The sequence below is a fragment of the Streptomyces sp. NPDC002935 genome (genome assembly GCF_040611295.1).
GTDB lineage: Bacteria > Actinomycetota > Actinomycetes > Streptomycetales > Streptomycetaceae > Streptomyces.
This window is the reverse complement of record NZ_JBEXNW010000027.1, coordinates 86,413-107,920: the sequence shown is the minus strand read 5'-3', so window position 1 is coordinate 107,920 and position 21,508 is coordinate 86,413. Positions and strand designations below refer to the sequence as shown.

Annotated in this window: 21 protein-coding genes, 1 tRNA gene and 2 pseudogenes; 10 read left to right on the top strand and 14 right to left on the bottom strand. The window is 70.4% G+C overall.

Annotated elements, in window-relative coordinates; translation table 11 throughout:
• Nucleotides 1-3: 3 nt before the first annotated feature.
• On the bottom strand, nt 4-1,332 hold the full coding sequence (locus ABZX90_RS30645) for a helix-turn-helix domain-containing protein (protein WP_355210179.1): 1,329 nt from the start codon (nt 1,330-1,332) through the stop codon (nt 4-6).
• A gap of 105 nt (nt 1,333-1,437) precedes the next feature.
• Between ABZX90_RS30645 and ABZX90_RS30640 the strand changes: the two genes are divergently transcribed.
• On the top strand, nt 1,438-1,662 hold the full coding sequence (locus tag ABZX90_RS30640; RefSeq protein ID WP_351127743.1) for a hypothetical protein: 225 nt from the start codon (nt 1,438-1,440) through the stop codon (nt 1,660-1,662).
• A gap of 63 nt (nt 1,663-1,725) precedes the next feature.
• Nucleotides 1,726-2,190, top strand: coding sequence for a GNAT family N-acetyltransferase (locus tag ABZX90_RS30635; RefSeq protein WP_355210176.1), 465 nt, complete (start codon nt 1,726-1,728; stop codon nt 2,188-2,190).
• Between the two features lie 431 nt (nt 2,191-2,621).
• On the opposite strand, the gene ABZX90_RS30630 is transcribed toward ABZX90_RS30635, so the two are convergent.
• From ABZX90_RS30630 to ABZX90_RS30620, 3 genes and pseudogenes are all read right to left on the bottom strand, one after another.
• Entirely contained in the window at nt 2,622-3,161 is a 540-nt protein-coding gene (locus tag ABZX90_RS30630; RefSeq protein ID WP_355210173.1) for a GNAT family N-acetyltransferase, read from the bottom strand.
• A gap of 32 nt (nt 3,162-3,193) precedes the next feature.
• A pseudogene (locus ABZX90_RS30625) lies at nt 3,194-3,613 on the bottom strand (DUF6597 domain-containing transcriptional factor); the annotation flags it as partial.
• A 21-nt stretch (nt 3,614-3,634) separates the two neighbouring features.
• A complete protein-coding gene (locus tag ABZX90_RS30620; protein WP_355210170.1) occupies nt 3,635-3,769 on the bottom strand; it encodes a hypothetical protein in 135 nt (44 codons plus the stop codon).
• A 50-nt stretch (nt 3,770-3,819) separates the two neighbouring features.
• Between ABZX90_RS30620 and ABZX90_RS30615 the strand changes: the two genes are divergently transcribed.
• A complete protein-coding gene (locus ABZX90_RS30615; protein WP_355210167.1) occupies nt 3,820-4,422 on the top strand; it encodes a TIGR03086 family metal-binding protein in 603 nt (200 codons plus the stop codon).
• A gap of 243 nt (nt 4,423-4,665) precedes the next feature.
• Here ABZX90_RS30615 and ABZX90_RS30610 read toward each other — a convergent pair whose 3' ends face one another.
• Together ABZX90_RS30610 and ABZX90_RS30605 are read right to left on the bottom strand one after the other, a co-directional pair.
• Nucleotides 4,666-5,364: a hypothetical protein gene (locus ABZX90_RS30610; RefSeq protein WP_355210164.1), complete on the bottom strand. Its 699-nt coding sequence runs from the start codon at nt 5,362-5,364 to the stop codon at nt 4,666-4,668.
• 150 nt (nt 5,365-5,514) lie between these two features.
• Nucleotides 5,515-6,099 (bottom strand): RNA polymerase sigma factor, encoded by a 585-nt coding sequence (locus ABZX90_RS30605; protein ID WP_355210162.1) that lies wholly within the window; start codon nt 6,097-6,099, stop codon nt 5,515-5,517.
• Between the two features lie 264 nt (nt 6,100-6,363).
• On the opposite strand from ABZX90_RS30605, the gene ABZX90_RS30600 reads away from it, so the two are divergent.
• The 6 genes from ABZX90_RS30600 (at nt 6,364) to ABZX90_RS30575 (ending at nt 9,727) form a co-directional block, all read left to right on the top strand.
• Entirely contained in the window at nt 6,364-6,858 is a 495-nt protein-coding gene (locus tag ABZX90_RS30600; protein ID WP_355210159.1) for a DUF1877 family protein, read from the top strand.
• Between the two features lie 324 nt (nt 6,859-7,182).
• The gene (locus ABZX90_RS30595) at nt 7,183-7,491 is read left to right on the top strand and encodes a hypothetical protein (RefSeq protein ID WP_355210157.1); all 309 of its coding nucleotides are present in this window, start codon (nt 7,183-7,185) and stop codon (nt 7,489-7,491) included.
• Nucleotides 7,492-7,677: 186 nt separating this feature from the next.
• On the top strand, nt 7,678-7,914 hold the full coding sequence (locus tag ABZX90_RS30590) for a hypothetical protein (protein ID WP_351127588.1): 237 nt from the start codon (nt 7,678-7,680) through the stop codon (nt 7,912-7,914).
• A 359-nt stretch (nt 7,915-8,273) separates the two neighbouring features.
• Nucleotides 8,274-8,513, top strand: coding sequence for a hypothetical protein (locus tag ABZX90_RS30585; RefSeq protein WP_355210154.1), 240 nt, complete (start codon nt 8,274-8,276; stop codon nt 8,511-8,513).
• 277 nt (nt 8,514-8,790) lie between these two features.
• Nucleotides 8,791-8,973 carry a hypothetical protein gene (locus ABZX90_RS30580; RefSeq protein WP_351127590.1) on the top strand — a complete coding sequence of 61 codons (183 nt, stop codon included), beginning with the start codon at nt 8,791-8,793 and terminating at the stop codon, nt 8,971-8,973.
• A 538-nt stretch (nt 8,974-9,511) separates the two neighbouring features.
• Nucleotides 9,512-9,727: a hypothetical protein gene (locus tag ABZX90_RS30575; protein WP_351127591.1), complete on the top strand. Its 216-nt coding sequence runs from the start codon at nt 9,512-9,514 to the stop codon at nt 9,725-9,727.
• Nucleotides 9,728-10,649: 922 nt separating this feature from the next.
• Here ABZX90_RS30575 and ABZX90_RS30570 read toward each other — a convergent pair.
• The 8 genes and pseudogenes from ABZX90_RS30570 to ABZX90_RS30535 all read right to left on the bottom strand — a co-directional run.
• A complete protein-coding gene (locus ABZX90_RS30570) occupies nt 10,650-10,988 on the bottom strand; it encodes a thioredoxin domain-containing protein (RefSeq protein WP_355210150.1) in 339 nt (112 codons plus the stop codon).
• Between the two features lie 174 nt (nt 10,989-11,162).
• Nucleotides 11,163-12,335, bottom strand: coding sequence for a VWA-like domain-containing protein (locus ABZX90_RS30565; protein ID WP_355210147.1), 1,173 nt, complete (start codon nt 12,333-12,335; stop codon nt 11,163-11,165).
• 41 nt (nt 12,336-12,376) lie between these two features.
• A complete protein-coding gene (locus tag ABZX90_RS30560) occupies nt 12,377-13,591 on the bottom strand; it encodes an AAA family ATPase (RefSeq protein WP_355210144.1) in 1,215 nt (404 codons plus the stop codon).
• Nucleotides 13,588-15,528: an ankyrin repeat domain-containing protein gene (locus ABZX90_RS30555; RefSeq protein ID WP_355210141.1), complete on the bottom strand. Its 1,941-nt coding sequence runs from the start codon at nt 15,526-15,528 to the stop codon at nt 13,588-13,590. Before ABZX90_RS30555 ends, ABZX90_RS30560 begins: the two co-directional genes overlap by 4 nt.
• Nucleotides 15,525-16,658: a gala protein gene (locus ABZX90_RS30550; RefSeq protein ID WP_355210138.1), complete on the bottom strand. Its 1,134-nt coding sequence runs from the start codon at nt 16,656-16,658 to the stop codon at nt 15,525-15,527. The genes ABZX90_RS30555 and ABZX90_RS30550 overlap by 4 nt, the downstream gene beginning before the upstream one ends.
• Before the next feature lie 109 nt (nt 16,659-16,767).
• Nucleotides 16,768-16,840, bottom strand: a tRNA-Arg gene (locus ABZX90_RS30545).
• A gap of 436 nt (nt 16,841-17,276) precedes the next feature.
• Nucleotides 17,277-19,211 (bottom strand): FHA domain-containing protein, encoded by a 1,935-nt coding sequence (locus tag ABZX90_RS30540; RefSeq protein WP_351127597.1) that lies wholly within the window; start codon nt 19,209-19,211, stop codon nt 17,277-17,279.
• A gap of 360 nt (nt 19,212-19,571) precedes the next feature.
• A pseudogene (locus ABZX90_RS30535) lies at nt 19,572-19,745 on the bottom strand (DUF6247 family protein); the annotation flags it as partial.
• 263 nt (nt 19,746-20,008) lie between these two features.
• Between ABZX90_RS30535 and ABZX90_RS30530 the strand changes: the two are divergent.
• Nucleotides 20,009-21,472, top strand: coding sequence for an FG-GAP and VCBS repeat-containing protein (locus ABZX90_RS30530; protein ID WP_355210135.1), 1,464 nt, complete (start codon nt 20,009-20,011; stop codon nt 21,470-21,472).
• The last annotated feature ends 36 nt before the right edge of the window (nt 21,473-21,508 follow it).

The window sequence follows — 21,508 nt, the reverse complement described above, 5'->3', positions numbered from 1 at the left end:
CGGCTATCCGATCCCGGCGCGGCCCCGGAAGTACTCCCGGAACCGTGCGTGGCAGAAGCTGTACTCCTCGTTGCCCCGGTGCGGTGCGAGACCGGGCGCGGCCCGGCGGTGGACAAGCAGGAAGCGGTGGATCTCCCGCAGGATGCTGTCGAAGTTCAACCAGGTGAGCCCTTCGATGAGGGTGCACAGGTCCATCCCTGAGAGCGTGCCCGCCTCCAGCAGGAACCCGAGGATCTCGACGTGCTCGGCGCGGTGGGCGCTGCGGTTGAGCTGTTCCAACTGCTGGTCCAGGTAGCCCTCCAGGCCGGTGGGGACGCGCTCGACATTGTCTGGGGTGAGCACACCCGTGGCCGCGTCCTCCACCAGGAACCGCACATAGAACGGGTCGCCGGCCGAGACGCCGTGCATCTGCGCGACGAAGTCCTCGTCCCGCGCCAGGTCGGCCGCCCTGCCGCCCGCCATCCGCAGCAGTTCGACGAGCGCCTGCTCGTCCAGACCGGCCAGGCTCAGATGCAGGCCCACGTCGGACGGGGACAGCGCGATGTCGTCGAGACACGACCGGTCGCCTTGTGCCCGGCCCGAGAGCACGAGCACCAGCCCCTCCGGCAGCCGCCGCGGCAGCAGGGTCCGCAGCTGCTCCGGCGGCTCCAACTCGTCGACTGCGTCCAGCACGACTACCGTCGGCTCCTGCGGCGGACGCTTCATGAGGGCGTGGAACTGCCGCTCCAGGCTCTTGAGACCGCCACCGCGCACATGGGCGGGGTCCAACTGCTCACACAGGCAATCCAGTACGTCCTCGGGGCTGGTGGGGTCGAATCCGCCGCCCCTGCGCCGATAGGCCTGGCTGATGAAGTGGTAGCGGAACTCGGGGTGTTGGCGAACCAGGTCCGCAAGGAGAGAGGTCTTGCCGTATCCCGAAAGCGCCTCCACGAAGACGTAGCCGGTGGCGCGGTCCTGGATGAACTCCATGACCTGTGCGCTCTCGTTGCGGCGCCCTGCGAACAGCCGGGTGTGCTGTTCGATGAGATCGCTGAAGAAGTCCCGCGTCAACGGCTCGTCCGGTGCTCGCGCTTCCTCATGCTCACCGTTCACCGCCTGCCGGTGCAGGCGCAGCAGCGGGTCCGGATCCGTGCGCAGGGCCTTCGCCAGGGCGATCACGGTGGCCCTGGTCGGGATGCCCGGTCCGTTGAGTGCCTTGCTGACGGTGGTGTGACCGAGACCAGCCGACCTCTCGACAGCGTGCATCGTGATGCCGAGCGCTGCCCGCCGGTCCCGCAGCAGCAGCTTGAGCTCCTCGAGGGGCCGCGCCGCCCCACCCCGCCCGTCCGTCATGGCAATGAGTGACCTCGTACAGATTCGTTCGCGCGAACGCCGGTGTACGACGTCTCCGGCATGGTCGTGCTCGGACAACTCCTCTACAAGGAACGGAGCTTGACCGTGTCTGTCGCGCTGGTCTCCCCGCCCGTCTACGCCCTCACTCTACTTGTCGCGGTCCTCGCAGCGGCCCTGCTCTCCCTTTTGATCGCCGTGGTCGCAGGGCTGCTCGCGCGCTGGGACGGCGCCTCCCTTCCCGGCGCCCTGCTCCGCGCGGGCGCGGTCTTCGGCGCCGCCATGACCCTGCTCTGCGGCCTGATCGCCCTGGGCGTGGCCGCGACGACCTGAAGCCTGTGATGCCTGGGCAACACGCTCCGAAAATCACTTGCAGTGCCTGCTTAGAGTGCGGACATGCCAGTTTCGCTGCACCTGCAAGAGGTCACCCCCGACAACTTCGAGACCGCTGTCGACCTGAGGGTCCGCCCCGACCAGGAACACCTGGTGGCACCCGTGGTGAAGTCGCTCGCCGAGGCATACGTCCACCCCGGCATCGCATGGCCCCGGCTCATCTGCGATGACGACGAAGTCGTCGGGTTCCTCATGGCCTTCTTCGACATCGACTGGACCGGCAAAGGCACCGACTTCCGCTCCGGACTCTGGCGTCTCAACATCGCGGATGGAAAGCAGTGCCGAGGCTACGGACGCTTCGCAGTAGAGTCCGTAGCCGGCGAGATCCGGCGCCGAGGAGGCACACGCCTGACGACCACCTGGCACCCCGGAGCGGATGGCCCAACAGGCTTCTATCTGGCCCTCGGCTTCCAACCAACCGGAGAGACCAGCGGAGACCAAACGGTGGGCATGCTGGAACTGAACTGAACCCGCGCTTCTGCCGCACCTGCACTGATCACGCACGACGATATCCCGGCCACCGGGACCCCGGGGGACCTGCCACGCAGCAGTCCGCCCGGGCCAGGCCGAGCCTGATCTACTCAGCACAGGTAGAACCGCACTCGATGAAGCCCGCGCAGCCTGGCCATCCACCAGCGTCCGAGGCTCAGCCGAAGTCCTGGCCGTGAGCGCCCGTATCCATGCGGGCTGCGGCGACCGCGGCATCGCAGCCGAACTTGCCTCACGCGCCGTCGCCATCTCCATCGCCACCCACACCGGATCAGCGAGGAGCCCTGCGCGCCGCACTGACCGCCATGAACAGGTGAAGGGCACAAGAGGATCAGCCGTGCTGAATTCCCGAAATCGGCTCCGTCCCAGCAGTGCTGTCGAGTTGCGGATCCTCGCTGTCGGGCACGAACTCAATCGGACGGCGTCACCGGGGACCACATGCCGAGCCACTGCTCGGCGCCCCAGGCCTCGAACCGCTCCACCTCGGTGAACCCCAGCTTCGCCGCGAGGCGCATCGAGCCGACGTTGGCGGTCTGGGTGGCGAGCACCACCGGCTCGCCGGGAAGCGTGCCGGCGAGCCAGCCGAGTGCCGCCGCGCACGCCTCGGCGGCGTACCCGAATCCCCACGCCCGCGGCAGGAACATGTAACCGAGATCGGCCTTCCCCGCAGCAGTCGGGCGACGGTGCCCCGTTGCTCTCCTGAGCAGGATCTGGCCGATCATCGCCCCGTCGAGATCAACGACGAAACTCCCCGGCCACCGCTCCGGCACTTCGGGCAGTTCGCGCTCAAGCTCGTCACGCGGCCGGGGGCCGCCGAGGTAGGTGTGCACCTCTGGCGACGCCAGCAGCTCGATGAACGCGGCACGGTCCCGGGCCTCGGGCTCACGGAGCACGAGCCTCTCGGTCCTGATCGGGGCAGGTGGCCAGGCGACGGGTCCGAGTTCAGTCACGGCGACCAACCAATCAGGAGCCTCGGCAGCGATCAAGACTCGCGGACCGATCGACCCACCGGGGACACCCGTAGAACGGTCGGGTCGGTGCTGATCGTTTCGACCAGCCTGGCCGCCTTGTCGACGGCAGGGTCGGGCGCGGGCCGGAAGTCGCGCAGGAGCGTTGCTGCGAGGTGGAGTGCGGTGTTCACGCAGGGTTCGGCGATGATCACGTCTGCTGCTGCCCGCGCCGCCGGGCCGGAGATCTCTTCGATGTCCAGGACTCGGTCGGTGAGGGTGGACACCGGGGCGGTGAGGAACGGGCGGAAGCCGCCGGGTCGGAATCGCAGACCGAGTGCCCGGCCGGTAGCGGAGATCTCTCGGGTGAACGTGTCGCTGACGATGCCTGAGATCTGGACCTGTCCGCCGGTGGTGAAGCTGAGGTGGACCACCGGGTGGGTGAGGACTTGCTGCCGGTGCGGTTCGGTCGGGTCTCAGTGGAGAATCCAGTAACCGTCCACGAACGGGGTCAGATCCGTAGGGGGCGGCTCGTGGTCGAGTCGCAACCGCTCAGCCGCGGTGCGCGGGTCGAGGATGGCCCGCTGTCGCGTTTCTTCAATACCCGTCATCGTCGTCCTGTCTACCGTGCCTATGGGCAAACGGGGAAGGAAGGAATGGCATGGAGACGAGATCGGTGATGGCCCGAGCCTCGAAGGCGGCGGTGGACATCGTCCGAGGGATCGGGCCGGACGCGTTCGACGGGTGCACACCGTGCCCGGAGCTGAAGGTCGGGGCACTCCTGAATCACCTGATCTTCTTCACCGGCGTGCGGGGGCACTCCGCGGGACTGAAGCAGTCCCCGCAGGCTCCGGATGAGGTGGCGCAGGGGCATGACTTCATCGCGGAGCCGGATTGGGCCGAGGCGTATGCCGCCCGGTCGGCGGCGACCGCCGCCGTCTGGAGCGCTCCGGAGGCATGGGCCGGCGAGACGGCGCTGACCGGGAGCGGGCGGATGCCGGCCCGCTTCATCGGTGGGATCGTGCTGGGCGAGTGGCTGCTGCACGGCTGGGACCTGGCGGTGGCGACCGGGCAGAAGCTGAACGTGGACGACGAACTCGCGGCAGCGCTGTACGAGGACATCGCGGGCCCGGCCGAAATGGCCAGGCAGTACGGGGTGTTCGGCCCCGAAGTCAGCGTGCCGGAGACCGCGCCGCTGTTTGACCGCGCTCTGGGACTGGCGGGCCGTGACCCGTCGTGGAAGCGCCCGGCTGAGCGTATGTGAAGGGAGGCAGGGAACCCCCTGTGGTCCTGCGGATCGCAACCCACGTTCCCCCAGCTGTGGGTAGGGCGCAGCGGCCGGCAGTGTTTGTGATGCCCTCGTCGAGCCCACCGGGGCGCTGCACCTCGGAGACAGCCAACACGGCGGGGTTCGGCCAGTTCGCCTCGGGGTCAGGAACACGGGCCCGGCTTCCTGCGCTACGACCTCGATGCCGGCTCCGCACAACAAGCTCGGGCACGGCGGGGGCTACTTCTGCTTCCCGCTGCCCGGCGCCCCGCTTGCCTGGCCGTTTGCGGCCGGGTTGCCCGTGCCGCCGGCGCCGTTGCCGGAGTCGCCGGTGCTTCCCGCCTTGCCGTTGCCGGCGGGCCTGCTCGGCGCGGCGGTCGCCCGCGCCAGCTGCTCGGAACAGTATGCGGCGACCTTGTCCTTCCCGCCGGCGGCCGTGACGAGTCGCTGCCAGGCCGTTCCGTCGAGCGCTGTGCCGTGATCCTTGACCTGCTCGTAGGCGCGGCAGTGGGCTTCGGTGTCCTGGGCGGTGGCCGGGCGGTCCGTCGGTCCGGGGACGCCGGAGGACGCCGAAGGGGCCTCACCGCCCGGCTGGTCCGGGGCGACCGCCGACGGGTGCGCGGTCTCGCGCGCGGCGCCGTCACCGTCCGTGGACGAGCCGACGGAGCCGATGGCCGCGACCGCGACTCCACCCAGCGTGAGGCTGGCGAACACCACGCCGAGCGTTATCCTCACAGGACGCCTGGCACGTCGCTCCGCGGGCAGCCGCCAGTCGTCCCGGCGCCGGGTACGCGCCCGGTGCGCGCTTTCTTCATGGGCGTCCCGGAAGGCGGTCAGGGCCCGCTGCTCGGCCTCGGGGTCGAGATGGCCTTCGCGTAGGACGGCGCCCAGCTCCGTTTCCAGCGTGGCGGCGTCACACACCTCCGACAGGGCGGACACGGCGCCGCCAGGGTACGCACGTCGACGGCCCGGAACTCCGTCACCGCCCAGCCGTTCACCCATGTCCGCTTCCGTTCCTGTTCGACCGATTCGCTTCGTTCGGCGTTCCGGGTCTGATGCCTGTCCGTCGGTAACTGTTGCCGACGTCGTTCATTTCGACTCACCCAGCGTCGAGGAAGCCTCATTCGTCACACCCGTGTCCGTTTCACCATCGACGCCCAGCTGACGGGCGAGGCGTTTCAGCCCCCGGTGGGCGGCAGTTCGCACCGCTCCCGGACGCTTGCCGAGGACGCGTGCGGCGGCGGGACCGTCCAGGCCGACGACGACCCGCAGGAGCACGGCCTCGGCCTGGTCCCGCGGCAGTCCGCGGACCAGTTCCAGCGCCCGTTCGGTGGACAAGGACTCCAGGGCCTCTTCATGGGTGTTGTGCCGACCGGGCAGGTCCAGTACGTCCCGTTCGGTCCCTCCTGCCCGGGGCCGTACGCGCTGGCGGCGCAGATGGTCCAGCGCCCGGTGCCGGGCGATGGTCGAGGTCCAGCCGCGGAACCCGGACCCGTCCCCCTTGAAACGGCCGAGGTCCCGGGCGATCTCGAGCCAGGCGTCGGAGGCCACGTCCTCCGCGTCGTCGCCGACCAGGCCGCGCAGATAGCCGAGCAGGCCCGGCTGCACGATCCGGTACGCGACCGCGAAAGCGGCCTCGTCGCCGTCCTGGGCCCGCGCGACCGCCGCGCCCAATTCCCCAGTGCACTCGTGTACACGCCGGGGTTGCCGTACCTGGCCCAAGACTGTCCTCGTTCGTACCGGGTTCATGGCGAGTGCGTGCCGCCCGCCGTGCTCCGGTCGCATCGACGGCCCCATGGCTACCAGCGCCCGTCCTTACAGAAGTGTCACAACGCTCCGGGCGCCCCACCCCCGCGCGCACGACGGTCGAGGCGGCTTCCCTCAAACGGGGTCCGTCGGCCGCGTAATGCTTCGGCGCCCCCGTGCGCTCTCTCTGGCATGAGTACGTACCTCCGCCTGCGAGCGGTGCCGCCCCCCGCACTGCGCAACAGCACGACCTGGCTTGAACGACTCTTCGAGGACGACTCGGAGACCGTCCGGCACCGGGTCGTCCGGCACCGTGAAGAGGCGCTGGACAAGCGCTATCTGGACCAGCAACGCATCTACGCCGCCGCTCCCCCGCGTCGTGTCGAAGACCGGCCCCAGGCCCAGGTGGTGCTCGGCGGTCGGCCGGTGTTCCGCGCCGACCGGCACAAGCCGCCGTTCCTGGTGCTGACGGCGGCTCAGGCCCGCGGGGTGGCCAGGTTCCTGGCGATGGCCGACTTCGACGCACTGTGGGATTTCGCCCGCGCCCAACTGCTGCCGCACTACGGCGGGGAGACCGCGGAGCCCGAGACATGGCATGCGTTCGCAACGGCGCACCAGGAGCTGAGGGCGTTCTACGCGCAGACGGCCGAGTGCGGGGACGCGGTGGTGAAGTGGCTGCCGACCTGAGGCGCGCGAAGGATCCCGCGACAGGCGCCGTACGACGGCTCTCCAAAGACGGCGCCGTACGACAGCTCTCCGCAGACCGCGCCGTACGACCCCGGCCCGCACCGGCACCGTACGACGGCCTTCCACAGCCCTCCCCCTACCCCCGCTCTCCGGCAGCCCGGACCCTCCGAGACACCACAGTTGTACTGAGAAGGACAGTGATCAGAGTCCATGAGCGGAAACCGGCGCCGACCGCCGCGGCGCTTCGACGGCGGCCCGCGGGCCGGGGGTGACCGCGCCACAGGCCGCCGGGCCTCACGTCGTGACCAGGCTCCCCGACAGGACATGCCGCGCCCCGTCCGGAGAAGGGCGCCGCAGGAGAAACGCTGGATCGACCACCCGCGCCGGCGCAGGATGGGCCCGCGTCGGCGGCTGCCGTCGGTGCACCAACTGCTGGCGCTCTTCCTGCTCCTCCTCGGCGACATGGCAACGGCCGTCGGCAATGCCTACGCCACGGTCACCATGCCCAACCCCGATCCCACGGCACTGCCGCAGAACAACGTCCACTCCTGGTCCGACGGCACCGTCCTGGCGACCGGCGGCAGCGTCAACCGGCAAAAAAGATCGGAGCGTTCCTGGACGGCGTGCCGCTGACAGTGCCGCTACCGCACCGGTCCATGGCGAGAACTGGAATGACTGCCCCGCACCGCCCTGTGACGTTTGAGACTGCAGCTGCGCTTGATGTACCGGGCTGCCTCTGTGACGGCTGTGCCCAAACCATGGCAGCTGATGGCCAGGAGGATGCGGATGGCTCCGCGTGCGGCACGACACCGGCGTTCAGTGAGACGGCGTGTCATCGCCGGGGTTTCTGTCGCCGCGACGGCCGGAATCGCGGTCACCGCGACGGTGACCGCGAACGCCGAGGCCGCGTGGACGTCGGCGTCGAATGTGTCGGCCTCCGGCTGGATGGCCGACGACTCCCCCAGGGTCTCGGTCGACCGGCAGGGTGACGCTCTGCCGGCCTGGACGGCCGGGTACCCCAAGTCGACGCCCGCCCGAGCTCCCAGTTCACGGTGACCTGGCAGCAGGCCACCCATCCGGGCACGATCAAGTCCGTCACCGGTCCCTGACCGCCGTCGGGGCGGCACCCGGGAGCGCACTCGTGCCGGAATGGCAGCGCGAAGCCGTGAGCCACATGGATCGGCTCCCGGGAGGCACCCCGGTCGTCAGCGACCGCCTCGTGGATGGCAAAGGTCACCTACGAACTCGGAGGTGACCTTTCCGCGGTTGCGCGGTGGGTCGTCGCCCTGGCGCTCGATCTACGGCGAAGGGAAGCGCCTGGGCTCCACCGGCGCGGCCCGATGCTCCGCAGCCGACGACAAGCTCAGTAGACAGCAGGACAGGAGGACAGAAGGACAGGAGGACAGAAGGTACTGATGGCCATCGCGCTCGTTCTATGGTTCCTGCTGCCCGTCGCCTGGGCGGCGCTGCCCTGGCTGCCTCCGAACCGGACGTTCGGCTGCTTCGTGGCAGCGGCGCAGCTGACGCTGTCCGTAGCGACCCTCTCCGTCGGAATGCCGGCGGAGAATCTGCCGGCATGGTTCCTCATTCCAGGGCTGGTCTCCTCCGTGGCGAGACTGGCATCTGTGCCCTTGATGCGCCAGAGGCAAGGATGAAGCGAGGCTGGGCCGCGTCGTGGCTGACCTGCAGGATTGCCGTCTTGGCTGCGGCCCGCCTGAGCAACCGCCAGGCCCCGGAGTCCCCGCTCCTCCTGTTCGGGCTGAGACTGGCCGGCCGTGAACACCGACATCAGCACCGGCACATCGGCGAGCTTCGTGCCGTGTCCGCACACCCGCGCGCGAATGGACGGCCCGGCCGTAAGTGTTGCGCCCGTCGTACACTCGGCAACTGCCTCCGCGCCGCGTGAGGCTGCCGACAAAAGGGGCGAGTTTCGTGTTTCAGGATGGGCCGATCTACCGGCAGCTTGTCGCCGAGCGTGGCGACATTTTGACGCAGGTGCGCGGCGAGGCCGAACGGATCAACCGGGATCTTCAGCGCGTGATGCCACCCCTGAAGACCTCCGCTCATGCCGCGACCGGACGCGCAGACGCACCGGCCGGACTGCCCGCACGCTGACCGTATAGGGAGCTCAAGCAGGGTGGGAGGGAGTGCCGACGGGCCCGGAAATTCACGTAGTTCGGCACCCGGGCCCGCCCGTCCACTGCGGCCCGCACCGCTCCGCTGTCGATCCGGGCGCCGGCCAGGGCCGCGCTGGTGTACCCGCCGGAGGAAGAACCCGGCTTTGCCCGCCCTGCTCCGCAGGACCCCGATTCCTCCCCCGTCTGAAGACCGGGGTTCCTCGGAAGAACCCGGTGATTCGGTGATCATGAGGCCCCGTTGCCCTGATGATCCCCGAAGTTCGACCATTGCCTTCCCCTGGCCGGTATTGACGGGAATCATGCGCGGCATGAGGCGTACGCGAATGGTGGGGATAGCGGCGGTCGTTGTGCTGGCGGCCGGGGGTGTGGCCGGCTGCTCCAGCGGTGGGGGTGGGGAGGATGCGGATCCGTCCGCGTCGGCACCGTCGGGGGTGGTGAATCCGCGGGCTGCATTGGAGACATACAACGATGTGACGGCGCCCGGATGCACGGATGCTCCGGATTGTCAGGCGTTCATGACGCGGAAGCTGGCGGCCGCGGACAAGGTGCGGGCGGCGATGAAGGCGGCGGATGCGGCCTTGTACGCGGAGCCCATCGGGTCCGTGGACGAGGCGGCCCGGCAAGCTGACCAGTACGGGCAGGACAGCCTGGGGGAGAAAGAGAACATGCTGTCGGTTTCAAAGCCGTTGGAGCGGATGGTCACGTGGTTCCGGGAGCATCCGGAGGGCTGAAACACGTGGACCCCGCCACGCTCCCGGAGGGTGGGGGCGGGCGGGGCCGGGTGCTCGGCCTCCCGAGCGGAAAGGCGGACCGAGCGCATGGCCGGGTGATCTGGCCGTACCCATGTCGGTGAAGCTGCGCACCTCTTCCCAGCATGGTGCGCAGCTGTCCGAGGAACTCCTCCAGCCGCTCGGCGAGGAGCGCGTCAGGGTCGGGGACGCGGGTGTGGAACGGCCCTGTCGGCCATATAGAGCCATTGCAGCGACTTGACGGTTCTGCGGCGGTTCAGTGGACATGCCCAGTCGGGAGGCCCGTCGGCGGGAGGTTCGCGGACCGATGAGGAGCGTCAGACCGTAGAGGATTGCTGCAGGCGCCGCTGGGCTGCCGAGGCGAAGCACGGCCGCCGGTCTCGGAGTGGTTGAGTCTTTGCCGGGACGGCCACCATCCACTGCGCGTAGCGTGCCTTCGCCCGCCGCTACACCTTCAGATGACGCTTCAACGACGACGCAGTCGCCTACCGAGCCTGATCGGGCAGCGTACGGTTTCAAACAGTGGTGCTACGCACGCCAACTGTCTCAATAGTGTGCCGCTCAGGTACCAGCCAGCGAATGGGGAACGGGTGGACAACGAAGGGCGCCGTCCTGATTCAGCGGACATCGGGATGGCCGGATGCGGATGGCTCCTGATCGTGGCCGTCATCGCCATGCCCGGACTCATCCTGAACGACGGACCACTGACCGTGTACCTGGTCGTTGTCGGCGGAGTGATCGGGCTTCTTTGGGCGCGTAAGAGGCTCCTCCGCTGACGGGTGACGACCAGGGTGGCATCGCCGAACTTGCGCGGCTGCCGCTGACAATCGTGCAGGCCCGGGAGATGACGGCCGGGTTGCGCGGGGCGATGGACGACGTCCCGCGCTCGGCGGCGGCGCTCAGCTCAGAGGTGGCCGTCCAGGAACTCCCGTACCTCCGCGATGGTCATAGGCCCCGTGCCGTGCGCCACCGCCTCTCCCTCCTTCAGCAGGACGTAGGACGGGGCTCCGGTGATCCCGTATCGCTCGGTTGCGGCCGGACAGCGCGTAATGTCGGCGCGGACGGCCGTCAGGCGGCCCGTGTACTCGTCGGCGATGCCACCCACAACGAGGTCCATCGCCCGGCAGGGCTCGATTGCCTTGGGCCATGTCCCGGTGAAGTACGCGAGGACCGGGACTCCGCTCATCCTGAGGATGAAATCGAACTCCGCGTCCTCACGGGGTTGGTGAACCCGCTTCGCCATGGAAGCTCCTGACCTCGCGTTCCGTCATTCCGTCCCCATCATCCCCCGCGCGGTGCGGCAGACCGACCCGGTCGGTCGTCCGGCTGACCTGTCGGAAGGGAGGGACAGGGCCGGCCGCGCGTGGTCCCTGGCAATGGGGGCCACCACCGTACGAGCGCAGGGAGTGCGCCGGACTCACGGCGTCAGGTCGAGTTGCGGGAGGCGCACCGTCTCCACCCAGCTCGGGGGCTGCGGTGCGGTGGAGCCGATCAGAGCCGCGATGACGCGGCAGGGCGGGTTCTCGTCGGGCCAGGGGGTGATCCCGTCGGTGAGCACGACGATGATGTTCGGGCGGTCCGGCGTCGCGAGCGCCGCGGCTATACCGACGCGCATGTCCGTGCCGCCTCCGCCGCCCAGGGTGATCTGCTCGGTGGCCGCAACCCGGGACACGGCCTGCACATCGGCGTCGCACGCCAGCACGGTCACGCGATTGCCCCGTACACCCACCTCGCGCAGGACGCCCGTCACCTCCGCGAGGGCGGCGGCCAGTTCGCCGTCGCTCATCGAACCGGAGGTGTCGATGACCACAGCCACCCGCGGCAGCGGCCGGCGCAGGCTCGGCAGCACGACACCGCGCAGTGCCGGAGTGCGGCGCGAGGGGCGGCGATACGTGTAGTCGACGGCTCCGCCCGCCCATGCGGCGGCTTCCCGGACCGCGCCCGACAGCGCCTGCCGCCAATCCACCGTGGGTTCCAGGATCTCCTGGGCCCAGCGTTGCCAGCCCCCGGGCAGGGAGCCACGGCTGCGCTGGTGGGCGCGCATCGCCTCGGCGGTCTGCCGCCGCAGGGCCTGCGCCTCCACCTCGCCGATCCGTGCGGTCCCGGCGGACCCCGGCAGGTCCCAGGGCGCGGGCCGCCCGTGGGCACCCGATCCGCAGTCCGGCGTACGCACCTGCGGCGGCAGGCGGTCGACGTACACCTCGAACAACTGGCCCTCGGGCAGGCCGAACAGCCGGGGTTCCATGCGCCCCTCGGGCAGCCGAAGGCCGTCGGCGAGCAGATCGTCGTTGATCTCGCAGTCCTGAGCGACGTTCACGCGGTGCCAGTCGCGCTGGGCGGCGGCAGGCAGCCGTTCGGCCCGGCCGTGGTGGTCACGCAGCAGATGCGCCACCTCGTGCACCCACACACCCGCGAGCTCGGGCACCGCCGTCGCCTCGACGAAGGCAGGGGACACATAGCAGCGCCAGTGCCGGTCCACCCCCATAGTCGGCACCTCGGTGCTCGGCACGACGGTCAGGCTGTACAACGCCGCCGCCAGATACGGCCGGTCGCTCGCCGCCCGGTAGCGGGCGGCCAGCAGTTTGGTCATGTCCAGTGTGCTGCCGCCGTCTCCCGTGGTCCCCGCGCGGCTCACCGGCTGCCGCCGGGCAGCGCCCCCGACATCTGCAGCAGGTCCAGGAACCCGTCGATGCCGGGCGGTACGGGCCAGTCGAGGCGCCGCATCGCGGCGAGGTCGGTGGCGGCCCGGGCGGCCACGTCCGGTACGCCCGCGTCCACCGCCTTGGCCAGCACCGTCCAGCCGGCCTCCCAGCGGGGCCGGGTGAGGTCGCTCTGGATGGCGGCGACCACCGCGATGAGGAACGCCAGTTGCCGGTCGCCGCGGTCGGGCAGGGCGAAGGCGTCCGGGTCGGCGAGGACCCGGTCGGGGTCGGGCAGATCGAGGTGTTCGAGGTAGGACAGCAGCTCCAGGCCCGCGCCGTCACCGACGGCGCCGGTGAGCGCGGCGGCCAGTGCCTCGCGGCCGACCCCGGCCGCGTACCCGGTGGCGAGCAGCTTGAGAGCCATCTCCCAGGTCCGCGGGGACGGCCAGGACCGGCCTCGGCTCTCGGCGTCGCCGGGTAGGTGGTGGACCAGGCCGGGCCGGGCCGTGAGGAAGCCGGAGATCGCGCCGCGGGCCCTTGCGACCGCACCCGGCACCCTGGCGGCACCGACGACGGGCACGGTCACCTCCGGCCAGGTACCGGCCATGCCGCGGGCGACCGTCCGGGGGTCGTGGGTCCATTGCAGATGGACGAACCGGTTGGCGAGCGGCGGGCTGAGATGCCAGCCGTCCGCCGCGCTGGACGGCGGGTTGGCGGCCGCGACGATACGTACCGCCTCCGGCAGGACCAGACTGCCGACCCGTCGTTCGAGCACCACCCTCAGCAGCGCTGCCTGCACGGCCGGCGGTGCGGAGGACAGTTCGTCGAAGAAGAGCAGGCCCTGTCCGGCCCGAGCGAGGCGCACCGCCCAGTCCGGCGGAGCCATCGGGACTCCGGTCACGGCCGGGTCGTCACCGACGATCGGCAGTCCCGCGAAGTCGGAGGGTTCGTGCACGCTGGCGATGACCGTCTCCAGCGGCAGGCCGAGCCCGGCGGCGAGCTGCTCCAGTGCGGCCGACTTGCCGATACCGGGCTCGCCCCACAACAGTACGGGCTGATTGGCCGTCACGGCGAGGGCAAGCGCCTCCAGCTGCGGGTTCGCGGCGGGCTCGGTCCGTCGCGTGCGCAGCCTGTGGTTGAGGTCGTCCGCGGCCGCCAGCGGGCCGGACGACGTGGTGGGGGCGGCGGTGCGGTCGGTGCTCACGCGGGCTCTTCCTCGTCATCGGGCTCATCCGCGTGTCGCGGCTCCGGCTCTTCCATGGGCTCATCCCCCGAGAAGAGCTCTGCCGCCTCGCCGGGGTCCTCCACGTGTCGCGGCTCCGACTCCGGCTCCTCCATCGGTTCGTCCCCCCAGAAGGGCTCTTCCACCTCGTCGGAATCGTCCGCGTGGTACTCCGCCTGCTCGTCCATCCATTCGTCCCACCACTCGGCGCCGACGCCCGGATGCTCCTCGCCTACGCGGTCCTGGAGGAAGGCCAGGTCGGGCCGCTTGTACCGGCGGACGAGCTGGGCGAGCGACAACTCCGACTCGTCGGTCACGTCGAGCCGCGCCCCGGCGGCGACGAGCGCCTCCACCAGCTCCTTCGTGCCGAGGTCGTTGACGGCCACGAACAGCGGCGTGCGCTCCCGCCGGTCGCGGGCTTCGAGATCCAGTCCCTCCGCGAGCAGCCGCGGCAGCAGCGTCTCGTGGTCGAGCAGATTCAGTACGTGGAGCAGGGTGCGGCCGCCGGCGTCCCGCACCCGGGGATCCACACCGGCGTCCAGGAGCTCCAGCACGCCGGGGGTGTCACCGTGCTGGGCGCGCAGGAACAGTTCGTTGCGCTGCGCCCGCAGTTCCTTCGGCAGGCGGCCTTCTCCGGATGTCCACGTCTGTTCCACGGCGAAGCATCCGGCGACGGCACCGCCGAAGGCGCGCAGGGCGCGTTCGCGCCGCTGCTCCTCGTCACTGTGCGGCATGCACAGCAGGGATCCGGGCCGGAAGCCCACCTCGTGCCATTGCCCGTGGCATCTGACCTGTACGGGTGCGGGCGCCGTCGGCCCCGGCGGGCCGACCGGGCCTTGCGGGACCTGGAGAGCGGGGAAGAGTGCCTCACGGACGAGCGGATGCAGATGCTCCGGTGCGACGCCTCCGGCGCGCATCAGATCGAGGTCGGGGAGCCTGCGCCACAGGGCCTCGGCGAGGGTGGGCTCGCCCTTGGCCTCGTCCCGGTCGACGATGCGCGCCAGCAGCCCGCCGCCGTCCGCGGGCTCCAGCAGGATGAAGGTCCGCCAGTGCGTGGTGGGGACGAGGAAGCGATCGGAGACGCCCTCGGCCGCCTGCCGACGGATCTCCGGCTCCAGGCGAGAGTGGTTGAGTGCGATCCCGTCCAGGAGCCGCTCCGGCTCCTCGCGGTACCGAGACCTCTTCGGGGAAGTCAGGTCCAACTCGATGCCGACGGCGGCGCACGCGGTCCGGGTCTCGCCCCTCTGGTGCAGCAGCGTGGCCCACTCGGCCCGCGCCGCCGGGTCGCCGTCGCCGGGATCGGCCTTCGGCAGTTCGTCGGTGTCGCGCGGGGTGGCGTCGGCGTGGAAGAACGGCGGCCGATCAGTGCCGCCACCGACCCGTTCGCGCAGCTCGGCGGTGTGCCGGACATCCCACAGGTGTCGCGCGTCGCGCCAGTCCTGCGTGGTCTGCCCGAAGACGCCCGCGGCCCCCTCGTCCTTGACGGCCGCGAACCGCAGGGTGATCCGCTGCGGTCCGTCGATCATCGCGGGAGTGGTGATGTGCAGGTACGGCGTGGCCGGGCGGCCCGCGTCAGGTGTTCTCGGACGGTAGTGCGCGAGGACGACGGTCGTGTCCTTGGCGAGTGTGGTCCGCCCGCCGAGTGTGCGCGGCAGGTGCCAGCGCAGCAGGTCCGGGGCGAAGTGGCGGAGGTCGTCCTCCAGCACGGCTGCGATGTCCTCGCCCCAGTGGCCCACGACATCGGACAGGTCGAAGGTGACATCGACGTCGGCCGCCGCGCAGGACCCCCGCCAGTCGCCGGCCAGACGGCATTCGCTCGCGCGCTCGATCATCCAGCGGGGCACCGCGTACCGGCGGATCCGGCGCCGGCTCGACACCTCGTCCGGGAGGAAGCAGCGCAGGTCGCCACGAGAACTCAACGGTAGACGCTCCCTATCGCGCGCAGGTCGGGATGCGCCCCGGCGGCGGGCCGCAGACGCCGGGTGAAGGACCGCTTCACGTTGCGGGGCAGGCCCGGTCCCAGACCGACGTACTCCAGGGGCGAGTTGTCGGGCACGGCCGCCAGCAGTGTTTTCGCGCCTCGCCCGGTCAGGCCGGTGTGGCACAGCTCCAGTCGGCGCAGCGGGCTGCCCGGCAGGGCGGCGGCCAGCGCGTGGGCGCCTTCGTCGCCGGGGGTGTTCGCGGGGGCGCCGAGGCTGCGTTCCGACATGGGCCGGCCCAGGTCGAGTGCTTCGATCCCGTCGAGGCGGTCGGCGAGGGCCCGGACACCGGCGGGACCGATCCCGTTGCCGCCCAGGCCCAGGCGCACCGGCCGTACGGGGTCGGCCGCGGCGGCGAGGATCGCGGCGCCTTCGTCTCCGAGGTGGTTGGCGGGGAGATACAGCTCGCGCACACCGGCCTCGCGGATCAGCGCCGCCAGCAGGGGGGCGGCGTCGGCGGTCAGGCCGTTGCCGCCGAGGAAGAGGCGTTCCACTGGGTTGGTCCGGTTGGTGAGGGCGTCGAACAGGGCCCGCAGACCGTCGGTGGTCAGACCGGTGTTGACCAGGTCGAGGGTGCGCAGCGTGGTGTTGCGGCGCAGCATCGCGGCGAGCGCGCGGGCGCCGTCGTCACCGACCGGGTTGCGCTTGAGCCACAGGGCGCGAACGGTGCCGTCCGTCGTCAGCGCGTCGGCGAGTGCGGTGACACCCTCGGGGCCGATGCGGTTGCAGCCGAGGTAGAGCGTGCGCAGGCCATGGCCGTCGACCAGCGCGTCGGCGACCGTACGGGCGCCGTCGTTCCCGATGGCGTTCGTGCCGAGCAGGACGTGCGCGGCGTACGCGGAAGCGGCGGCGACGGGCATCAGCCGCGCGGCGCCCACCGCTCCGAGTCCCTGCTTGCACAGGTCGATACGCCCGTCCGCCCGCACGGTGCCGAGCGGGAAGACCTCGTCGGCCTCGACCGGCTCCACGGACCGCAGCCGGTCCAGCAGAGGCTGCAGAGCGGCGGGGTCACTGACCGGGATGTCCGGGTGCTCGATCGCGGGGCAGCGTACGGGTGTCGGCTGCGTCATCACCACTCCACCGGTCCATCGCCGGTGCCCGGCTCGCCGAGGGCGGCATCGCCCTACGACCGCCCGGGACGAACCGACGCCAATCGACTTTCCTCCACGACAAGGGCGGCAAGGCTGGCCGGATTCGAACCGACGTCCTCCAGCTCGATGCTTGGGCGCGACGACCTCTGCGCTACAGCCTTGCCGCGAAGATCATAGCAACTTTCATCCTTGCGTTCGAACCCAGTTGGGCGCATCAGGGATCGAACGAAGGCCGGGTGGGGAGGTCCGCCGGGCCGCTTCCGGAGCGAGCCACGTCGCTCGCCCGGTCACCCGTGCTCGACCTCCTCGCCCATCCCGCTCACCGCTCTCGGCCATGACATCCGCGCATGTCCGATGGAGCGCTCGTGGCGCGAAGTCGTCCAGGCCACGGCGCCCACTCGGCGTCGGATGCCGGCGTTCAAGGGCACCCGCCCGTTGGCCCCGCGGACACCGCCGACGCCGACCGCCGACCGCAACTCCCCCAGCGCACCGAAGCGTTCGACCGGCCCAGCAACCCACCGATGCCCGGCCACAGGTGCACGAGCCGCCGGTCACGCTTGTCCGCGGGCTCGCTCGTGCGGACGGGGCCGGCGCTCCTCAGAGCGGGGCGGCCGGCTCAAGGGCCTCGACTGCGGCTGCCGCGGCGGCGGAGTCCCGGCCGTAGAAGATGTCGATGTCGACCTCTTCGCCGCCCATGGTGAGTGTGTCCCAGGCGCCGCTGAGCACCAGCATCCGCAGCGTGCTGCCCTCCAGGGTCTCCAGCCGTTCCAGGATCGCCTCGTCGTCCGGCAGACCCGGCATGCGCTTCGCCAGCCGGGTACGGATCTCACGCAGCCGCTCCAGCAGCGTCGCGGTGTCCGCCTCGCGATCCGGCTCCTCGGCGATGCCGTCGATGCCGTGCGCAATGATGTCCTTGATGGCCCAGGTGGCGCCCTGATCGTCGGTGGTCACCATCGCCTTCCAGGCGCGGCTCTTGTGGCGGTACTGGAGCATGGACATGGCGGCCTCGTGGCGCAGGAAGTCCGCGTCCCGGAAGGGCTTGCCGTTCCATGCCCCGTTGAGCGACCGTGCGAGCGAGATCGCGGAGGCCAGGCCGCTGTTGAGTCCCCGCCCCGGCCAGAAGTGGATGGCGTTGGCGGCGTCGCCCAGCAGAAAGCCGTACGTACCGGTGGAGTTGGCCGTGGGCGGCAGCAACTCGGCAGTGAAGCGGGGGCGTTGGACCATATCCAGACGGAAGGAGGTGACCGCGCTCAGGTCGTGCGACTCGACGCCGAACAGGCGCAGCCCCTCGCCCACCCGCTTCCACAGGGCCGAGCCCTTGATGAGGGCGGGCAGGAACAGGGTGCTGTGCGTGGAGCACTGGAAGTCGCCGTACTCGTCACGCCCCATCAGGCAGGGGCGAGAGGCGATGCACTCTTCGAAGACGCGGCGCACCGGATCGATACCGACGACCTCCGCGGCCTCCGCATCCGTCAGCCGCATGTTGAGGAAGCCCTCTCCACGCAGGGAGTTCAGCAGGAACCGGTTCTGCCCGACGGTCAGCAGTACCGCCATGGGGTCGCTCAGACCCGATTTCACGCGCAGGCCGAGCACCACGTCCTGGAGATGACGGTCGTTCAGCGAGTAGATGGACTCGTCCGCTCTGCCGAACTTGGCGGCGAAGTGCTCGCGGGTACGCGACCGTCCGCCGTCGCAGATCGCCAGTACGTGCTGGGTGGCCAGGGCCTCCTGCTGCTCATCGGTGCTGAACAGGGCGGGCACGAGTCGGATCCGGCCCGGTTTCTCGTTCGCCACCTCCAACAGCCGGTCCTCGATGTAGGCGATGCGCATGTTGCGCGGATGGTGATCGCCGATCGAGTCGGGGCCGGAGGGCCACATCTCGGTGTAGCTGTCCGGATCGAAGAGCCGGGTCTGCACCTCCTCGGGCAGGCTGAGGTACTGGCGGCTCTGAACGGTCACCACCTGCTGGCGCCGCACATTGCCCCGACTCGCGTCCTTCCAGACGACCTTGCGGCCCTGCTTGCGCCACCGGCCGTCGTAGACGGTGATGTCCACCTGGGTACCGAGGAAGCGCTCCAGCAGCAGGGCGAGGGACAGGCCCACGGGACCCCCGCCCGCGATGGTGACCCGCAGTACCGGCCCGCGTTCGATCTCCTCGTCGCCGTGGGTCAGCGACCTCGGCAGGGAGAGCGCCATGATGGTCTCCATGGCGTCCGGCACCTCGAAGCGGAACTCCTGGTCACCGATGGTGATGTCGTCCCCGGGCTTGAGAAGTCGGACATCAATGTCCTCACCGTTCACCAGCGTTCCGTTGCTGCTGCCGCAGTCGCGCAGCACGTAGCCCTGAGTGTCGTCGAGGACGATTTCCGCGTGGAAGCGTGAGACGTTCAAGCTGGAGATGACAAGGGTGTTTTCCGGATTGCGTCCGAAGGTGACCCTGGTGCCTATCACCGGTATGCGCTCTCCGGCCAGCAGTCCTTCTTTTCCAACAAGCACCGGTGCCACGGCACTTCCTTCCGAGATCGACGACATGGCCGCTGCCGCGGTGCCACCAGAACGCACCGCTGCGCGGGCTAGACCGGGCAGCGTGTGACGGTTGGGAGAAAGGGGTGTCCGCTCGACGTATCCGAAGGGGGAATGGATCACTTTGACGACGGCGTAGCCGTCGCTTGACCGGTACAGATGACCCATCATGCCCGATTCCGAAGCCGTACGGGAGAGGCCTTCAGGCGACGGCGGAACGGACCTCGCCGGAAGCGCGTCAAGGTCCATCCCCCCCCCACCGGACACCAGCCGCACGCGATGTCAGCCGAGTGGCGTCGCACATCGACGATCACGGCGCTTTGCGCCACCCGGCACCCAGCACCCAGTACCCGCGGGCCGGCGGACATGGACGACCTGGTAGAGGGCTGCGAGGGAGAATGTCCGGCGGGACTCCTCCAGCACGGACGCCGACTCCTGCTCGAAGGCCGGGACCCACCGAGCGGCGCGACGGTCGGCGCGCAGCTGCGCAAGCAGTTCGGCCGGAGCTCCCGTGGCGGCAACGAGGTCGCGCAGGTGGGGCAGTAGACGCCTTACGCGCGAGTCGGGGGCGTTGGCCGCACATTCCGTGGAGCCGAGCGACCCCCGGATCAGGGGTAGCGGATGCCTACCTCGTCGCAACCCCCAGGCAGCCATCACAGCTTCCCTCCGGCAGGGGCGGGAGAACGACGCCGAAATACCCTGCCGGATTCGGGGGCGATGCCGGGCAACCGTTCGTACGCCTCAGGAGTCACCTCCCGAAACCCCCTGGTCCCCGCCCAGTTCCGTCGTCCCACTTGGAGCCCGCCATGCGTACGCACCGCCGATCGGCCGCCGTCCTGGGCTGCGCCCTGTTGTTGGCGGTCGCGGGGTGCGGCGCGAACGAGCCCTCCGACCGCTCGTCCCGTCCCGCCGCGGGAAGGCCCGCCGAACGCCCCGACCCCGGCGACTTCAACGGCGACGGCTACGACGACTTCGTGGACGTCGTGGAGTCGAAGTCCAAGGACGGCGAGAAGTACGCGGCGAACCTGGTCGTGGTCTACGGATCGCGCTCGGGCCTCGACGCCGCCACGGCACAACGGACTCCGGCCGGCACCGAGAAGTACGCGATGTTCATGTCGGAGCCCCTGCGCACCGACCTCGACGGCGACGGTTTCACGGACCTGGTCGGCAGCCGTGGCGCGAGCAGGACTCAACTCGAATCCTTCGCGTTGTTCGGCGGCGCGCGCGGGCTGAGCACCGCCCGCCGGCTCGATCTGCCCGACGGTTTCCGCCCGCTGGCCGCCGCCGACTTCGACGGCGACGGCTCCGTGGACCTGCTCGACGGCGGCCAAGGCAGCTCGGGCGACCCCAACGCCACGGGTACGAAGGGCGACGGCCTGCTCCTGTACGGCCCCTTCGACCGCAAGGGGGCACCGAGCCGGCGGGCCGTGCTCGACCTGGGCCAGCACGGCTACACCACGCCCGGCTCGGCCACCACCGGCGACTTCGACGGCGACGGCAGGGCCGAGGTGGTGTTCACGTACTCGTTCGACGCCGAAGAGGACGAGAGCGCGCCCGCCGACCTGCACTCGATCGGCGTGTACGAGGGCGGCGAGCAGGGGCTGGTGCGCAACACCCGTCAGGAGGAGGCCATCGCAACCCTGACGGCGACCAACGACGGCCCAAGAGTGCCGGCCACCGGGGACGCGGACGGCGACGGCCTCCCCGACCTGCTCGTGCCCACCCTTCTCCCCGTGGCCCCGGCGGACATGCCCGGCGCGGGCGGCGCCCTGACGATCCTGTACGGGGCGAAGTCCGGTCTGGACACGGGCCGCGAGCGGACCGTGATCGGCGGCATGGGCACCGCCGACCGGCGCCGCATCGACTTCGGCTCGTCGCCCGCCGTCGGCGACGTCGACGACGACGGGAAACCCGATGTCGTCGTGAACACCCCGCGCTTCCGGCGTCACGACGGCAAGGTGACGCTGTTGCCCGGTGGAGCGGACGGGGCGCAGTCCCTCGACGGCGAGCAGGTGACCGACGCGGAGACCGACGGCCTGCCCGGCACCCCGAATCCGTACTACTGGAACGCCTTCAGCCACCGTCCCCCGCTGCTCGACGTCAACGGCGACGGCCACGCGGACGCGGTCGTCTTCGGTCCGCTCTACGAGAAGCGCAAGGGCGCGTTTCTGGTGCTGCAGGGCACGGACCACGGGTTCGACCCCAAGAAGGCAAGGCTCTTCACACCGGACGACCTCGGCGTACCGCTCCTGCTCAGTGAGCGGGAGTGAGCCCGTATGCGCCAGAACCTCGGAGAGTCCCTCCTG

Coding starts and splice junctions, on each gene's coding strand:
- ABZX90_RS30645 (WP_355210179.1), bottom strand. CDS start 1,332: ATGACGGACGGGCGGGGTGGGGCGGCGCGGCCCCTCGAGGAGCTCAAG.
- ABZX90_RS30635 (WP_355210176.1), top strand. CDS start 1,726: ATGCCAGTTTCGCTGCACCTGCAAGAGGTCACCCCCGACAACTTCGAG.
- ABZX90_RS30620 (WP_355210170.1), bottom strand. CDS start 3,769: ATGACGGGTATTGAAGAAACGCGACAGCGGGCCATCCTCGACCCGCGC.
- ABZX90_RS30615 (WP_355210167.1), top strand. CDS start 3,820: ATGGAGACGAGATCGGTGATGGCCCGAGCCTCGAAGGCGGCGGTGGAC.
- ABZX90_RS30600 (WP_355210159.1), top strand. CDS start 6,364: ATGAGTACGTACCTCCGCCTGCGAGCGGTGCCGCCCCCCGCACTGCGC.
- ABZX90_RS30595 (WP_355210157.1), top strand. CDS start 7,183: ATGCCGCGCCCCGTCCGGAGAAGGGCGCCGCAGGAGAAACGCTGGATC.
- ABZX90_RS30585 (WP_355210154.1), top strand. CDS start 8,274: ATGGCCATCGCGCTCGTTCTATGGTTCCTGCTGCCCGTCGCCTGGGCG.
- ABZX90_RS30575 (WP_351127591.1), top strand. CDS start 9,512: ATGACGCGGAAGCTGGCGGCCGCGGACAAGGTGCGGGCGGCGATGAAG.
- ABZX90_RS30570 (WP_355210150.1), bottom strand. CDS start 10,988: ATGGCGAAGCGGGTTCACCAACCCCGTGAGGACGCGGAGTTCGATTTC.
- ABZX90_RS30565 (WP_355210147.1), bottom strand. CDS start 12,335: ATGACCAAACTGCTGGCCGCCCGCTACCGGGCGGCGAGCGACCGGCCG.
- ABZX90_RS30550 (WP_355210138.1), bottom strand. CDS start 16,658: ATGACGCAGCCGACACCCGTACGCTGCCCCGCGATCGAGCACCCGGAC.
- ABZX90_RS30540 (WP_351127597.1), bottom strand. CDS start 19,211: ATGTCGTCGATCTCGGAAGGAAGTGCCGTGGCACCGGTGCTTGTTGGA.
- ABZX90_RS30530 (WP_355210135.1), top strand. CDS start 20,009: ATGCGTACGCACCGCCGATCGGCCGCCGTCCTGGGCTGCGCCCTGTTG.